Raw genomic sequence first — 15,258 nt, 5'->3', positions numbered from 1 at the left:
CCCCCTCAACCAAATATTTGCAATGGAATAATTAGATACAGATAAAATTAATTATCTCATAACCTTAGCTTAACCAAAACAGTACAACACTCCCCTAGAAGCTGCTGTTGCGATCGCAGTTGCACTTCAAGTCATGTATTCATGCAAATGATTATTTTTGTCCTCGATTAACTCTTTTGCCAAATTTTGATTGTTCTGTCTAAACTGGCACTTACCAACATTTCTCCGGAAACTGTGAAAGTAACTGCGGTGACAGCACGAGAATGCCCAGTAAAGGTAGCAAGTAACTCACCCGTATCAACATCCCACAGTTTAATCGTTTTATCCACACTAGCACTAGCAATAATCTTGCCATCGGGACTAATATTGACAGCTAAAACTCCGTCACGATGTCCTTTGAGAGTCTTAATTAGGGTTCCAGTTTCCCAATCCCAAATTTTGATCGTTTTGTCCATGCTACCGCTAACGACAAATTTACCATCTGGGCTAAAACGCAGAGAAGTCACAACATGGGAATGGGCTGTAAATGAGTACAGTATTTCCGTCTTAATCCTCGTAGTCGCATCTTCGCAGGAAACTCGCCAAACTTTGATTTTGCGGTAGCTCCCAGCAACGAGGACTTGACCATCTTGGCTTAATTCTAATGTGTGAGGTACAGTATCATCCAGCGAAAGAGTGAGGACAACTTTGCGAGCAGTTAAATCCCAAAAAAGGATTTTGCGATCATCTCCACCTGTAATTATCATTTTGCGATCGGGAGTAGCAGCGACACACCGCACCATCCCATTGTGTTTGTGCAAAATATCGATTAAATCGCTAGCACCAACATGCCAAAGTTTAATAGTAGAATCTGCGCCACCGCTAACTATCATTTGACCATCTGGAGTAAATGCTAGTGAGTTAACTTCATCCACCAATCCAGATTTACTCCACGGGTATTCTGAGAGCGTACTAACTAACTGACCTCTGGTTAAATCCCACAATTTTGTTTCGCCTCTGCTGGCGCTGGCAAGTATCTGCGAGGTTGTAATCGTGCTATTCGCAGGACTAAATGCTAGACAATTTATACCTCTGCTATGACCCCGTAAAGTTTGCCAACATTCCCAGTCACCAATTAGGGATTTGAGTGGATGTTCTGGTGCGAGAGTTTTAATTGTCTCTGGCATCATTATTTCTTCAATTTTGATGACTTCATATGTCCCTTCATCGGGTTTATGGGTAAATCGATCGCAATACCAATTTAAACCACCCGAATAGAGTAATTGACTGGGGATAACTGATTGCTTGGGTTCGCTTAACTCAGTCATGTTAGTGGGTAAAAAACCTGCAATTACTACTTGTTTTTCATATCCACGTTTACCTGTAAATGGATAAAACAAGCATAAAAAAATAATAATTTGATGATTTGCAAGGTCATCTTGAGTTACAGTCCAGCTAATTTTATCTTTTTTAATACTATTAAAACTTTCCCCGTCAGACACATTCACTTGAATATTTACTTGCGGATTACTTATCAGATAGTAAGAAAATTTACTTTCGTTACCTAAATTACCCTCCTCATCAAGCAGCATATTTTGCAATACATCTTGTGGCAGTTTTCTTACTAACCTACCAAAGCGATCGCGAATGACTCGTTCGACAATTTGCTCACGCACAAGATAATCTTCAGCTTGTTGTTGAAAATAGATCGGGAAGGGTATAGTCCAGTCAGGAGGTTCTGGGTATTCTGGGGGTGCGGGAGGTGGTGTTTTTGCTAAAAATTCGGCTTTTGTGCGAGCATTTTCCAGTAATTTGGCAAGCGCATCCCCCCAAAACGTGATTATTTCACTGTGACAACCTTTCACAGTGCTTTCCAATAAAGAAACATCATAAGTTTTAGGTTTTTTCACCCGTTGGAGAAAATCATTTTGTTGTGATTTGAGTAATTTAATCCAATCCATGTGCTTACTCTCACGCGCACTCTTGCCTACTTAGGTTAAAGTATACGAAGCAACTTTTATATTTTATAAACTGTAGTAAATCTATGATTCAGTAAGAATATTTTATTTAGTAACATAACTTACAAAAAAAATAAAAATAATTGTTATAGTATTATTCATCTTCAAAATTCGCAATTTCATCAGGAAATTTATTCTAGCGAAAGAAAACAAGAAAATAATGTTTTTGACAGGCATTCTGATCAGTTTTATAGAGATTATTTTGTAGTTCTAATCGTGCGATTCTGATACCAGAAACATATCCCCAACTTTTCTGGAAAGCTGAGGATGTGAAGTAGTTTACGAAACCAGCAACACGATGCAGGAGTCTAAATAATTATCTTGTCAAGAATAATGAACCACGCCGTTAGTTATTTCGATCTCTGCAAATCACTCAACATCTCTCTAAAACTCTAGGCTAGTATAATAAAAATCCACTCATCGACCCAAAAAATACTGCAACTGAATTTGAATATTTGTACTAGAACCAGCTACCAAGACAGCCGAATCTCCAAATTTTGGTGGACCAGTGCGAATTGGTGGGTTATTAGAAAAACCAAAACCTTCAGTAGGAATACCTAGAACATTTTTATTGAGAATCCCATCATTATTGATATCGTGAATTATAGCAACGGCATAGTTACCTGCCTTGAGATTGGGAATACTGATTCTTTCTGGTCTTGCTGTTAGTTTGACACATCGTGCCTGCACTGCACTTTGACCATTATCAGGAAATCCTTTATTGCTCGCAAAAAGGCTGAAGCAAACTTGTCCTTTTTGATTTTTTAGTCCACCAACTTCAATATTTAGGTTCCCCTGGAAACTCGCAAGTGTCTGTGGTGAAAAAGTAATTATTCCAATAATACTACTAAGTAAATAGATCGCTTGTATACTTCGTTTCACAGTGATATCTCCTGTTACTAAAATTAACTTTACAAATCGTTATTTTATGATAAAGATGGTAAAAATTTACAGAGAAAATCACACATTCCCGAAAATTTGGGAATTAGCAATTTCATCCATTCCATAACTTTTAGTCTTAATGAGAAAAAATTTAGCGATCGCACCAGCAAAATGGATAAAATTTGTCAAAATCAGCATGAATAAACCTGTTAACCAAAGACAATGGCAAAAATTGAGTGGATAGTCAGGAAAATAACTATTACAGTGGACTGGACAGGCAAGCGACTGGCTAAGTTCCCCAATTCCAAGGAACCCGGCTTTCTCCTGAAATGATTTCCTTTGCTAAATCTGCACCAAAACCACTTAACATTAATTTATTAAATAACTGCGTTCTATTTTCCCAGGTTCATGGCTTACTACATTGCTCCCAGCTTTCTCGATAAACTCGCTGTCCACATTACTAAAAATTTTTTGAATTTACCCGGCGTGCGTGTTCCCCTCATTTTAGGAATTCACGGACGCAAAGGAGAAGGAAAATCATTTCAATGCGAGTTAGTGTTTGAGCGAATGGGGATAGAAGTCACCCTCATTTCCGGTGGTGAGTTGGAGAGTCCCGACGCAGGCGATCCAGCCAGATTAATCCGCTTGCGATATCGGGAAACTGCGGAATTAATCAAGGTGCGCGGGAAAATGTGCGTGCTAATGATTAATGATTTGGATGCAGGTGCGGGACGCTTTGATGAGGGTACACAGTATACCGTCAATACCCAGTTGGTAAATGCGACATTGATGAATATTGCGGACAATCCCACCGACGTGCAGTTACCTGGAAGTTATGATTCGACACCATTGCATCGCGTACCCATTATTGTCACAGGTAATGATTTTTCGACGTTATACGCACCATTAATTCGTGACGGACGGATGGAAAAATTTTACTGGCAACCCGATCGCGATGATAAAGTTGGGATTGTGGAAGGGATTTTTGCTGAAGATAATTTGTCGCGTCGAGAAATCGAACAGTTTGTCGATACTTTCCCCAATCAGTCGATCGACTTTTACAGTGCATTGCGATCGCGTATTTATGATGAGCAAATCCGCCACTTTATCCACCAAGTCGGTTTTGAACGTGTTTCCCAATTGGTAGTTAATAGTGTAGATGGACCACCACAATTTCAGAAACCATCATTCAAGTTGTCTTATTTAATTGAGATGGGTAACTTTATGGTGGGAGAACAGCAGCAAGTTCAAAATTCTCAATTAGTCGAAGAATATAATCGCAGTTTATATGTGCGGAAATCAAAGCCTACGCCCACAGTAAGAGAGACTACAAATTATCCCAATCAGAGTGAAAATGGTTCGCCAACACTAGACTCAAAAAATCCATATTACAAATCTTACTCATCCAGTTCTCATTTAAACTTAGAAACCCAAGAACAAGTCCGGCAAATACTATCACAGGGCTACAAAATTGGCATAGAACATGTTGATGAAAGACGTTTCCGCACAGGTGCTTGGCAAAGTTGTGCTATTGGAGAAATCAATGGCGAATCTGATGCTATTTCTACTTTAGAATCTTGTTTGAATGATTATTCTGGGGAATACGTGCGTTTGGTTGGAATTGACTCAAAAGCCAAAAAACGGGTGCTGGAAACAATTATTCAACGTCCTAATGGGAAAACAAATAATTAGCGAAAAAAGCAAAATAGATGTGTCATAAATAACGTCTCTACCAAATTAAAATTTCAGACATTGTTCAGACATTGTATTATTTTGTATAGGCAGGAAAGATTTGGAAATTTGTCTAAAATCATCTCCCTATCTTTCCCTGTTAAATTTGCAATCATTTCATGTATTAGCAGTGCTAAAATCCGCCTCTGATTAACAGTTTACATTCATCTATTGCTCTCTGTTTCCACCTGTAATATTGAAATCTTTAGAGCAAAGACCTAAAGCCGCAAGCCCACCAGAAGCAATATATTTACATACCTGAACTATAGGTGCTTGTTCTCCACCAAAAGTGCTAGGAGAGAATGCAACGAAACCAGTAAAAGATAGAGTAAGACCAATAGCAGTGGTTTTCCAGTTCTTCAAGAATGCTTTTGATGTAACTGTTGATTCTTCTTGAGAGTGAGATATTACAGAAGATTTTGTTGAGTCTGACATAAGTATAATTTCCTTAATCGAGAGAATTTAGATTATGATGAATATTGCCTAATATTCTAAATATTGATTAGATGCTCTTGCTTTTCTTCTATAAGTAATCAATTCACCTATAATTAATTCCAGAAAATTGTTTGATATAGATTCAGCTAGTAATTTCAATGATTTATGAGGATGGGTAAATACCCATCCAGATTAGTTTTTGGCAACTTTTCTTTATCTAAGCCAAACCAAAAACATTGTTAGCCACTATCACTTCAGCTTCTAAATCAAAAGTAACAATTCCAGACAAACTTTTCCAAGTTGCTTGACCAACAATTCCATCAGCTTTGAGTTTTTCAACTTGCTGAAACTTGATTACGGCAGCTTTTGTAGTTGCTCCAAATTTACCATCTACATTGCCAACTGCAAAAACTCCTCCAGGTATATTCCATACTTCTCTTTGATGTGAGTTAATCGCATCCGCACGTTTTAAAAGTTCCTGTACTTTTTCCACATCTTTGCCTTGAGAACCTTCCTTTACGGTTTGTCGCTGCGATACCCAGATAGCACGCTGGATTGCAGATTCAGTCACATATCCAACAATTCCATCAACAGTTACAGCATTATTTTGTTGAAACTTGATCACAGCAGCTTTTGTGTTTGTACCAAATTTACCATCGACTGCACCTGCATAAAAATTGAGGCTTTTTAAACGTTGCTGAAGCTTAGTAACTGCTGCACCAGTAGAACCTTCTTGAAGACGAGTAAAAGTTGTGGTAGTCATAATTTCTCCTAATTCTATTCAAACTATTGTTTTGCTCAAATCTAAATTATTAAATCAACTTGATTTAGCTGCATTCCTGAATTAAACGCTCACAAAATTAACTTATTTAGCCTTGAGATATCAAAACCTTGATGAATAGGCTGTTCTGACTCAGAATTACGTTCATTTGTACTAAAAAAATCTCAAAATAGGCGATCGCTAACGAGAAAATTTAAATTCTGTTTTCAGATTCCAGCGCTTACCATCATGCAGAAGTAAGGCGATATTTTCTACCGTAAAATTAAAATATAATTCTCTATTTTCGTATTTTTGCCAAGCTAATTTAAAGTTCTGCTTTGTTAAATCTCGAAAAGCAACAGTCAGATGTGGCGCAAATTCTCTATTTTGAGATTTGGGGTCGAGAATGCCGCAAACTCTCTGCATATAACTCATTAAATCAGCCTGTAACTGGATTAATTCTGGTGTTTTGAGGACATCAATAAAAATTACATGTGGTGCAAATACAGAAAAATTATTGAGCTTGATGGCAAAACATTTTTGCATATTGGCAAAATCTTGGAGTTTGAGTTCCAATGCGGAAATATCATGCCAATCCCATGCAAATGGAGGCTGTAATGTAATATGTGGAGGTGATTTCTGTGCCGCACAACTAGCATAATTGTCGGCAAAATCCTGTTTAATTTGATTGGCACCATCTTGAATATGCTGCGGTGGTATGATGGCAATGAAAAAGCGTTTTAGTTCCATTTTTATTGAGCGATTTATATTCCTAGATTCCTCTGAATTAGTTCACTAGTTGACTAGATGATAATAATGTTTTTATCCTATTTCATGACTTCACAGGATAATGCGATCGAAGAGCTAAACTCAAAACATCCCCAAATCGTCATAACACGACAATAAAATGCCAATTTTCGTCAAAATTGAAGAGGGTACTGTCGATAAACCCACATTTGATCAGTACGTACCTGCCCATAAAGCCTACGTACAAGAATTAATAGCACGCGGACACAAAGCCCGAACCGGCTACTGGGCTGCTCAGGGAGGAGGAATGATGATTTTTGAGGCTGCTTCAATGGCTGAAGCCCAGGCAATAATTGCCGAAGACCCCTTAATTAAAAACGGTTGTGTGAATTATCAACTGCATGAGTGGCGAATTGTCATGGAGTAACCTCCAAAACCTCAATTTTCATGCTATGATGGATGATAAGTGGCTGGAACTATGCGGCTGCAACGCCTAAACTTTGTCAGGACCGGAAGGTAGCAGCAATACAGGATGCTTGTAGTAGGCTTAGTCTCCGGTCACCCCAAGAATTTCCCTACATTTATAGACGTAAGCGAGCAGGTAAGTAATGCCTGGTTTTGGAGATTTAGTACAAAAAGCGTTTTACCTTGGTGTTGGTTTAGCATCCTACGCCGGAGAAAAGGCAGGCAGCAAACTATCAGAAATGCGATCGCAAGTCCAAAAACTTGCAGATGAGATGGTTGCACGTGGCGAAATGAGTACCGAAGAAGCTCGCCGCCTCGTTGAAGAAATGATGAAACAGGCACAGCAGCAACAGGTTTCCGAAGCTGAAAGCAATAGTGAGAATAAAACCTCAGCATCTTCTGAACCTCGTCGTATTGAAATTCTAGATGATGAGCAATCACCCTCACCAGAAGTTCCTAATGACGAAGTAGATAAGTTGCGCGATAAAGTGAAACAAATGCAGGAAGAATTACGCCGCTTGCAGCATGATTAACTATTTGTTGATCTATTCTTGCTTGTATTAACTAAAAATTTATATATATTGATGAACTTTAGGGATAAACTTTAGGCTATCGTGGGGATAGTATAGTTAAATCAGGTAAATTAGAGTGTATGCCAATCCGGCACATCGCTTCCTACTAAATTTGGTTTAATCATTATTGTAGAAAACCGATCTTCTTAAACGTTAGCAGTGTTCCCAATAGGTTATTTCCTTTTTGCGAATATTATAGATAGCGTTTCTCGTGATTATTTTCCCGCGAATAGCCAGCGAGGATTTGAAAGATATGGAAAATTGGCAAAAGGATTTTTGGGAAATGATGCAAACATTCGCTGATGAAGCTGAGCGTTTCTTTGCAGAAATGACAGAAATGGTAGACACACTTTTTGATTTTACAGAAGACTTAGGCGAGCAAGTGCAAAATGCAATTTCTGTCGAAGTTGACCAGTATTTACAGGACACAGAATCATTATTACATGAAGTGTATTGGGAATTAGATGATCTTCCTGTAGATGGCTTAGACTCGGCTTTCCCCTATTCAGTAGAAGCAACGAGTGAAAAGAATCCTGCTTGTATTGGCTGTAAGCATTACCACGGCAATGCATATGGTGGGAATTTGTTAGTTTGTGGTATGCATCCTAGTGGTTACGAAGACATCACTTGTCCCGATTGGGAAGCCGAAGAAAGTTAGATTTTCAATGCATGATTTCGCCTTTCATTGTTCCAATTAGTTTAGGATATATAGGAAGAAGTTTTGATGAAATAGTTACAGTATATATTCCCACTTATGAGTAGTTCTTCATCTGAAATTACAACACCAGCCATCCAAGAAATACCTGTTCCAGAAATGAAGTATGGGGAACGGGAAATCCAAGAAGGAAAACTAATAACATTTCCGAATCCGCGTATTGGCAGAAGGTATAATATAGATATTGTCTTACCTGAATTTACGTGTAAATGCCCATTCTCTGGCTATCCTGACTTCGCGACAATTTATATTAGCTACATTCCCAATGAAAAAGTTGTCGAGTTAAAAGCCTTGAAACTATATATTAATAGTTATCGCGATCGCTACATTTCCCATGAAGAATCAGCAAATCAAATTCTCGATGATTTTGTTGCAGCTTGTGATCCGTTAGAAGTGACAGTAAAAACTGACTTTACGCCACGAGGTAATGTACATACAGTTGTGGAAGTCAAACATATCAAGTAATTAGTCATTCATGATATGGGCGGTGAGCTATTAGCCAAGAGTTGCTCACTAGTGGCTAATAGTAATTGTGCCATTTTTAAAAGTCTGTTTTTAACCAGATAAAAATCAAATATTACCTGACAGCGATTTATCATTACTGGCACTGCTGCTTGTGGAAGATACATCCAACAAATTTAAAACCTCCAAAACCTCTTTTTCAAAAGCAACTTGGGCACGATTAGTTTTACCGCCAACGTACAAACGACCTTCTTTCTGTAACGCCCAAATCTGCGAATGCGAAAAATAACTCATCGCTACGCCTGCCATCAAAATCGCAAAACCACTATAAACAATAGGGATACCTGGATCAGCTTTAATTTGCAACCCGGTACTACCAATAATATCTATTAACTTTAATGTCACACCATTGACTTGAGTAGACATACCTGTGCGTACCGTATCGGCAAGTTTTCCTTTAGCATCGTAAATCAATGCCATCCCTTGTAAATCCTTTGCCAATAATGCAGCACCCTCACTTAAATCGGTTTTTGTGGGAATCCAAGCTCCCCAAATTCTACCTTTCCCATTAGTTTCCAGAGGTGCCATTGGTAATTGGAAAACTGGGCTATTATTAATCTGAACTTTAACACCAGAAATACCCCAGTCGGTTTGATAAAATGTCACTCCTTGATAACGCAAAGGTTGATTGACGAAAATGGTTTTTTGTTTTACTTCTTTACCCTGAGCATCTAAAACTGACATTGCCGAATAAAATTGGTCAATCCCACCAGAAGCTGTATAATCAATCCAAAAACGATTGACATGCACAGACCAATCTTTGGGAATTTGGGCATTAGCAAAAGGTCCTGCATCAATAATATTTTTGACCTGAAAAGTTTCACCACTAGGAACCATTTCTTGGGCAATAAAGCCAGTCATTGCGCCGAAAATAGACCCCAACAAAGTGACAACAATCCCAATGTGAACAATAATTGGTCCAATCCTGCCAACTATTCCCTTGCGAGCATAAAGGATATTAGTTTTATCGTCTTCTTGAAAAACCTGGTATTTCCGCTTTTTTAAAATTTCTGGTAAATTATTTAACAGCAATTCATTATCAAATTCTGCACTCAATGCCAGCTTTTGAAATTGTCGAGGTTGCTCATAAAATTTCCAGCGACGGGCAGCTTTTAGGGCAGGCAATTGGCGGGTAAAAGTACATGCTGTTAAGCTAGTGCCAAATAATACTAATAATGCTAAAAACCACCAAGTTCGGTAAACGTGATCTAAGCCAGTAAAGAGAATAAACTTCCAAGTCAGAAAACCAAATAAAGCTGGATGTTCGGGATAATTGCTTTGGTAAAAAGCTGCTGATTGCCCTTGCTCGATAACAGTACCAGTAATACTAAAGACTGCGATCGCTAATAACATGACAATTGCTAGTCTCAAGTCAGTCAATATAGGTAATAAATCTTGACGTAGAGAACTATTTAAAATAGATAGCCAGTTTGATTTTTTTTCCGGTGTGTTATCAGCAGTCATTTGATTACAGTTTTTTGATTTTAAATTTTTGATTTTAAATTTTGGAGTTAATCCAAGAATTTATTTTACATATTTTGACATATTTCTTTATAGATTTTTCGCGATAATCCTCCCCCTAAATATCTTTGATATCTGTGATGATTGGGTTAGCAACTATATATGGTATTGGGCATTGATTTAATGAAAACAAACCCTGTTTATCTAGTAAACAACGGCGGAAATAAAACTACGATCTAAAATGCTTGAAAGGCTTAGAAAATACTCTTTTTTTCTTTCTTTTGCCTTTTGCCTTTTGCCTTTTGCCTTTTGCTTTTTACTTCTCCCTTCACGTACTAGCTTAATTCTTTGGACACTACATGCTTCAATTGGTGGGAATTCGCGAGAGCAAAGAAAACACACCGAATCCTATTAGCAAAACCCCACTGACAGAATTAATCCATCCCGACCAACGACGTAATTCTAGTATCTTTTTAATTGAGGCTGTAAAAGTACCTGCCAAAATTAATGGCACGACATAGCCTAAAGTGTAAGCCAACAACAGCACCCCACCCATAAATAAATTTTGTTGCTTGGCAACCCATCCCAAAATACTAGCTAAAACAGGCGTACTACAAGGTGAAGCAACTAATCCGAAACTCAAACCAATACAATAGGCACGTACACCTTGAGGCAGTTCTTGAGAAATCCAATCTGTACTACCAAACGATGGGAATTGTATTGGTAAAGCTTCAAGCAAATTTAATCCCATGATAATTGCCAGAATACTAACGATAATCGGTAAACCGATTCCTACTTGACCGTAAACTTTACCAAAAGCGGCAGCAATTATACCCAGAATTGCCATTGTACTTGCCAAACCCAGGGAGAACCAAGTGGATTGTGCTGCGGCTTGGAGTCGGCTTTTGGCTTCGTATCCACCAATGTAGCCGATGGTGATTGGCAACATAGATAACATACAGGGTGTCAGACTGGTAAATAAACCAGCTAAAAATATCACACCAACACTGATTAAACTCAGATGTGTAAGTTGGCTGGCGACAATTTTATCGGCGAAATGTTCAAGTTGATAAATTTGAGTTTGCAGAGTTTCCAGCATGTTGTTTTCAGGGATAAAAATGCTTGCCCTGCATGAATTCTAGCGTAATTACTTTACCTTCGCTGATGATTGGGAGACAAAAAGAATCAATATCTGCAAACAGCAGTCGTCTGGGGATACATTAGTCAGTAATTCCCAATTCCCTAACCCAAAGTCTGTATTTCCTCTGCTACCCGTTTCAGTCGTTGGAGTTGGGCTTGCATATCTTGTTTTGTCCATTTTTCTGCGAATGTCTTGAAACCCCAGCTAACTAAGGGATTAGAGACTGCAAACTCAAAACGATTGATTAAGCAAGTGCCTTGTTGTTGAGGTTGACATTCCCAACGATCGCGTCCTTGAAAAAATCCCTCAAATTCCCATACTACCAAGCCCGGTTCTCGTTCAACAACGGTACTATTTAATGTCGGTTTGACTAAAGGTATTGCAATTACAAATCGACTTTTTCCACCGATATTGGTGTTCCAATCACCGACAGGATAACAATGTAAGGCTGGATTGAGCCAACGATGCATCAATGATAGATCGGTAATACAGCGTTCGACTGTGCTAGCAGAGGCATTGATTTGAACTGATTGCTCGAAAACTTGTGTGGTAGCCATTGCAATTTCAGTTTGAGCTTACCTAGATTTAGTGTACTGGTAAAGCTGCGATTCCGGGGAGTTTAAGTGCGAATTCCTAGACATTGGCTTTTTGGCTGCGAAGTTGTCCACAAGCTGCGTCAGCATCCAAACCACGTGAATAACGAACACTAACGGCTATATTTTGCTGCTTCAGAATTGCCAAAAAACCGTTAATGCGATCGCTACTGGGGCGTTGATAATCAACTTCACTGATGGGGTTATAGGGAATTAAATTTACATGGCTCTGGAATCCCCGTAAATGCTTGGCTAGCTGCATTGCATGTTCTGGTAAGTCATTCACACCTGCCAGCAAAACATATTCAAATGTGACACGTCTCCCTGTAATTTCCACATACTCGCGACATTCCGTAAATAAATCTCGGAGGGGATAAGCACGAGCGCTGGGAATTAACTGTTCGCGAAGTCCTTGATTTGGTGCATGGAGACTCACAGCCAGGGTGACTTGAAGATTTTCCCGCGCAAATAGCCGAATGCGATCGCGAATGCCAACCGTTGATACAGTAATATTACGCTGTCCAATACCGACATCTTGATTGAGACAACGAATTGCGTCAAGTACACTCTGGGTGTTGAGCAGTGGTTCTCCCATACCCATAAATACAATATTGCTTACCCGACGCTGGAAGTCTTCTTGAACAGTCAAAACTTGATCGACTATTTCGTGTCGCCCTAGGTTTCGTTGAAAGCCGCCCTTACCCGTTGCACAAAAATCGCAAGCCATTGGACAACCAACTTGAGTTGAGACGCACACCGTCAAGCGATTATCGCTGGGAATACCAACGGCTTCCACAATTTGCCCGTCATCCAGTTGCAATAAGTATTTGATTGTGCCGTCTGAAGCTACTGAACGATAATGTTCTGTGGAACGTCCAATCGCAATTTCCGCAAGTTCGCTCCTCCACTGTTTCGAGAAAACCGAAATATCTGCCAGGGAACGAACACCTTTGTGATAAATCCAATCATGTAATTGTTTACCTCGATAACCAGGTTGTCCTTGCTGTTGCACCCAAGTTGTTAATTCATCGAGAGATGCGCCTAATAATGGTGGAATGGATTGTGGCTTGGCGGAAATATCAAACTGAGACAATACAGAAGTCATGGTAATTTTTAGTAACGAGTGAGGAGTGAGGAGTTGAAAGTACAGGAATTATACTATCCTAAAACTTTTGATCCAGACGGGAATGTGATTTATTAATTGAAAAAATTAATACGAAGACCTAGTTTTGCGTTCAAATCGAAAATTTGTATTTTCACCCATGCAAATTACGAGTAGGAATTTTAATCGTAAATTTTGTACCTTGTCCCGGCTGAGAATGACAAATAATGTCTCCACAATGTTTCTCCACCACAATTTGATAGCTAATAGATAAACCTAAACCTGTACCTTTGCCGACAGGTTTTGTGGTAAAAAATGGGTCAAATAATTTAGACATGACTGCTTCTGTCATCCCGACTCCATTATCAGCAATTGTGATCGCAATCCATTGTTCGTCTATTACTTGAGTACAAATTGAAATTTGAGGATTTTGCGATTTAAATTCTTCTCCCACACCTAATTCTAAAGCATCAATTGCATTGCTGATAATATTCATAAATACTTGGTTCATTTGCCCTGGATAGCATTCTATTAGGGGTAAATTGCCATAATTTTTCACAACTTGAATTTCTGAATCATTCTTTTTACTGACTTTTAATCTATTGTGAAGAATCATTAATGTACTATCAATCCCTGAATGAATATCTGCTGTTTTAAATTCTGCTTCATCCAAGCGTGAGAAGTTGCGTAAAGAGATAACTATGTTTCTAATTCGTTCAGTTCCTAATTTCATTGACTTGAGTATTGCCTTTAAATCTGAAGTCATGAAATCAAGTTCAATTTTCTTGATTATCTGTTGAATTTCTGCTGGTGGATTTGGATAATTTTGTTGATATAATTTGACTATTCTTAATAATGATTCTGTATATTCTTCTGTATAACTAACATTTGCTTGAATAAAATTCACTGGATTATTAATTTCATGAGCTATTCCCGCTATCATCTGACTCAAACTCGACATTTTTTCAGTTTGAATTAGTTGCATTTGAGTATTTTGCAACTTATCTAAGACTTGATGAAGATTAGCGATCGCATCTTCAAGTCTATCTGATTGAATAATCGTAGATTTTTCGGAAACATCCAATAACTGATTTAAGGTGGCAATTTGAGAATTTAAATATTGCCTAGATTGCTTGTGAGTTTTCTCAGCTATTTCGGCATTTATTTTGGAGTGAATATCTTCTTTAAAAATATATCCATCATCAAAGGGGAGAATTGCCATTTTGATGCTTAATGCCAAAGGACGGAATAAATCAAGTACCATTGGAGGAATGAAAACTTTTAAAAACATGAGGATGGTAAACATGTTTCCTGAAGGTAATAATCCCCCAAATCCTAAGACTGATTTGACATTAAATGGAGCTACAAAAGCAGCTTGTGCAGGAATATAAGGACTATCCAATGCATTAGGAACGTAAAAAACATTATACATTTTCTGTTCCAAATCAGCCAAAAAATTAGGGTCTGGTTGTACCACTGTACCTGTATCTATACCTAATTGCTGGATAAGTTGAGAAATCATTGGAATACGTGCGATCGCATCTTCATCTACTAGAGGAATTGCTTGATGTCCAACAGATTGATATCGTGAGTTCCATTCGGGTAATTCTCCCGCAGTTGCTAGTAGTGTTAAACATTTAAGATGATCAGATACAATCCGATCTCTTAATATTTGACTTGCATATTCTTGTAAATCTGGTGTTAGTTCTCGATAAGAATGGGTTTTAAAAAAACGAATTAATACACAAGCTTTTTCATGAGATGAGCTATCAACAAAATTTTGATTAAGATAATGAATAATATTATTACTGACTTCTTCCATAGTCAGAGCATCATCACCCAAGCGGCGCAGCGCTAATCCACACTCTGACATATCTCTTAAAGTCATCTTTTGAATGTCATACATCTGCCAATTGCCTATTTTTTAAATCTCGATTGTATATTCAATTTGCATACTAAGTATATTATATAACTTGTAGATAAATGTTACATAAATAGCAAAAATACCTGGAAATCAAGAAAATAATCATACTCTCTAAGCAATAATACGTAAAAAGCAAATATTTTATGGTAAAAATAATTATTTTACAGGTGATTAACAATAGCAGTTAAGAGTCAGAAGTAAGCTTTTAATA

General features: G+C 38.1%; 15 protein-coding genes and 1 other RNA gene. 6 read left to right on the top strand and 10 right to left on the bottom strand.

Annotated features, from left to right (window positions below):
• Positions 1–167: 167 nt before the first annotated feature.
• Positions 168–1,940: a WD40 repeat domain-containing protein gene (locus VB733_RS02025; protein ID WP_323338435.1), complete on the bottom strand. Its 1,773-nt coding sequence runs from the start codon at positions 1,938–1,940 to the stop codon at positions 168–170.
• A gap of 474 nt (positions 1,941–2,414) precedes the next feature.
• Positions 2,415–2,879, bottom strand: coding sequence for a DUF2141 domain-containing protein (locus VB733_RS02020; RefSeq protein ID WP_323338434.1), 465 nt, complete (start codon positions 2,877–2,879; stop codon positions 2,415–2,417).
• Between the two features lie 408 nt (positions 2,880–3,287).
• Here VB733_RS02020 and VB733_RS02015 point away from each other — a divergent pair, with 408 nt between their 5' ends.
• A complete protein-coding gene (locus VB733_RS02015; protein ID WP_323338433.1) occupies positions 3,288–4,571 on the top strand; it encodes a ribulose bisphosphate carboxylase small subunit in 1,284 nt (427 codons plus the stop codon).
• A gap of 207 nt (positions 4,572–4,778) precedes the next feature.
• Here VB733_RS02015 and VB733_RS02010 read toward each other — a convergent pair whose 3' ends face one another.
• From VB733_RS02010 to VB733_RS02000, 3 genes are all read right to left on the bottom strand, one after another.
• Entirely contained in the window at positions 4,779–5,045 is a 267-nt protein-coding gene (locus VB733_RS02010) for a hypothetical protein (RefSeq protein WP_323338432.1), read from the bottom strand.
• A gap of 217 nt (positions 5,046–5,262) precedes the next feature.
• Positions 5,263–5,808, bottom strand: coding sequence for a peptidoglycan-binding protein (locus tag VB733_RS02005; protein WP_323338431.1), 546 nt, complete (start codon positions 5,806–5,808; stop codon positions 5,263–5,265).
• Between the two features lie 198 nt (positions 5,809–6,006).
• A complete protein-coding gene (locus VB733_RS02000) occupies positions 6,007–6,555 on the bottom strand; it encodes a 2'-5' RNA ligase family protein (protein ID WP_323338430.1) in 549 nt (182 codons plus the stop codon).
• Between the two features lie 157 nt (positions 6,556–6,712).
• Between VB733_RS02000 and VB733_RS01995 the strand changes: the two genes are divergently transcribed.
• From VB733_RS01995 to queF, 5 genes are all read left to right on the top strand, one after another.
• Complete coding sequence (locus VB733_RS01995; RefSeq protein ID WP_323338429.1) at positions 6,713–6,979, top strand: YciI family protein; 267 nt, start codon at positions 6,713–6,715, stop codon at positions 6,977–6,979.
• A 40-nt stretch (positions 6,980–7,019) separates the two neighbouring features.
• An RNA gene (gene ffs / locus VB733_RS01990) (signal recognition particle sRNA small type) lies at positions 7,020–7,116 on the top strand.
• A 44-nt stretch (positions 7,117–7,160) separates the two neighbouring features.
• Positions 7,161–7,550 (top strand): hypothetical protein, encoded by a 390-nt coding sequence (locus tag VB733_RS01985; protein WP_323338428.1) that lies wholly within the window; start codon positions 7,161–7,163, stop codon positions 7,548–7,550.
• Positions 7,551–7,842: 292 nt separating this feature from the next.
• Positions 7,843–8,247 carry a hypothetical protein gene (locus VB733_RS01980; RefSeq protein WP_323338427.1) on the top strand — a complete coding sequence of 135 codons (405 nt, stop codon included), beginning with the start codon at positions 7,843–7,845 and terminating at the stop codon, positions 8,245–8,247.
• A 96-nt stretch (positions 8,248–8,343) separates the two neighbouring features.
• On the top strand, positions 8,344–8,769 hold the full coding sequence (queF, locus tag VB733_RS01975) for a preQ(1) synthase (protein ID WP_323338426.1): 426 nt from the start codon (positions 8,344–8,346) through the stop codon (positions 8,767–8,769).
• A 105-nt stretch (positions 8,770–8,874) separates the two neighbouring features.
• Here the strand turns inward: queF and VB733_RS01970 are convergent, their stop codons facing one another.
• The 5 genes from VB733_RS01970 to VB733_RS01950 all read right to left on the bottom strand — a co-directional run bounded on the left by VB733_RS01970 (position 8,875) and on the right by VB733_RS01950 (position 15,029).
• The gene (locus VB733_RS01970) at positions 8,875–10,290 is read right to left on the bottom strand and encodes a cytochrome c biogenesis protein (RefSeq protein WP_323338425.1); all 1,416 of its coding nucleotides are present in this window, start codon (positions 10,288–10,290) and stop codon (positions 8,875–8,877) included.
• A 361-nt stretch (positions 10,291–10,651) separates the two neighbouring features.
• Positions 10,652–11,386, bottom strand: coding sequence for a cytochrome c biogenesis protein CcdA (locus tag VB733_RS01965; RefSeq protein ID WP_323338424.1), 735 nt, complete (start codon positions 11,384–11,386; stop codon positions 10,652–10,654).
• Positions 11,387–11,529: 143 nt separating this feature from the next.
• Positions 11,530–11,985 (bottom strand): SRPBCC family protein, encoded by a 456-nt coding sequence (locus tag VB733_RS01960; protein ID WP_323338423.1) that lies wholly within the window; start codon positions 11,983–11,985, stop codon positions 11,530–11,532.
• A gap of 76 nt (positions 11,986–12,061) precedes the next feature.
• The gene (gene rlmN / locus VB733_RS01955; protein ID WP_416336280.1) at positions 12,062–13,126 is read right to left on the bottom strand and encodes a 23S rRNA (adenine(2503)-C(2))-methyltransferase RlmN; all 1,065 of its coding nucleotides are present in this window, start codon (positions 13,124–13,126) and stop codon (positions 12,062–12,064) included.
• 151 nt (positions 13,127–13,277) lie between these two features.
• Entirely contained in the window at positions 13,278–15,029 is a 1,752-nt protein-coding gene (locus VB733_RS01950; RefSeq protein ID WP_323338422.1) for a sensor histidine kinase, read from the bottom strand.
• Between the last annotated feature and the right edge of the window lie 229 nt (positions 15,030–15,258).

Origin of the sequence: Calothrix sp. UHCC 0171 (assembly GCF_034931845.1) — a bacterium.
GTDB lineage: Bacteria > Cyanobacteriota > Cyanobacteriia > Cyanobacteriales > Nostocaceae > Brunnivagina.
The sequence above is the reverse complement of the archived record's forward strand: the minus strand, read 5'-3'. Positions and strand labels throughout refer to the sequence as shown.

Excerpts from the sequence above, each read along its gene's own strand:
- VB733_RS02025 (WP_323338435.1), bottom strand. The coding sequence starts at position 1,940 with ATGGATTGGATTAAATTACTCAAATCACAACAAAATGATTTTCTCCAA.
- VB733_RS02015 (WP_323338433.1), top strand. The coding sequence starts at position 3,288 with ATGGCTTACTACATTGCTCCCAGCTTTCTCGATAAACTCGCTGTCCAC.
- VB733_RS02010 (WP_323338432.1), bottom strand. The coding sequence starts at position 5,045 with ATGTCAGACTCAACAAAATCTTCTGTAATATCTCACTCTCAAGAAGAA.
- VB733_RS02005 (WP_323338431.1), bottom strand. The coding sequence starts at position 5,808 with ATGACTACCACAACTTTTACTCGTCTTCAAGAAGGTTCTACTGGTGCA.
- VB733_RS02000 (WP_323338430.1), bottom strand. The coding sequence starts at position 6,555 with ATGGAACTAAAACGCTTTTTCATTGCCATCATACCACCGCAGCATATT.
- VB733_RS01995 (WP_323338429.1), top strand. The coding sequence starts at position 6,713 with ATGCCAATTTTCGTCAAAATTGAAGAGGGTACTGTCGATAAACCCACA.
- VB733_RS01985 (WP_323338428.1), top strand. The coding sequence starts at position 7,161 with ATGCCTGGTTTTGGAGATTTAGTACAAAAAGCGTTTTACCTTGGTGTT.
- VB733_RS01980 (WP_323338427.1), top strand. The coding sequence starts at position 7,843 with ATGGAAAATTGGCAAAAGGATTTTTGGGAAATGATGCAAACATTCGCT.
- queF (WP_323338426.1), top strand. The coding sequence starts at position 8,344 with ATGAGTAGTTCTTCATCTGAAATTACAACACCAGCCATCCAAGAAATA.
- VB733_RS01970 (WP_323338425.1), bottom strand. The coding sequence starts at position 10,290 with ATGACTGCTGATAACACACCGGAAAAAAAATCAAACTGGCTATCTATT.
- VB733_RS01965 (WP_323338424.1), bottom strand. The coding sequence starts at position 11,386 with ATGCTGGAAACTCTGCAAACTCAAATTTATCAACTTGAACATTTCGCC.
- VB733_RS01960 (WP_323338423.1), bottom strand. The coding sequence starts at position 11,985 with ATGGCTACCACACAAGTTTTCGAGCAATCAGTTCAAATCAATGCCTCT.
- rlmN (WP_416336280.1), bottom strand. The coding sequence starts at position 13,126 with ATGACTTCTGTATTGTCTCAGTTTGATATTTCCGCCAAGCCACAATCC.
- VB733_RS01950 (WP_323338422.1), bottom strand. The coding sequence starts at position 15,029 with ATGTATGACATTCAAAAGATGACTTTAAGAGATATGTCAGAGTGTGGA.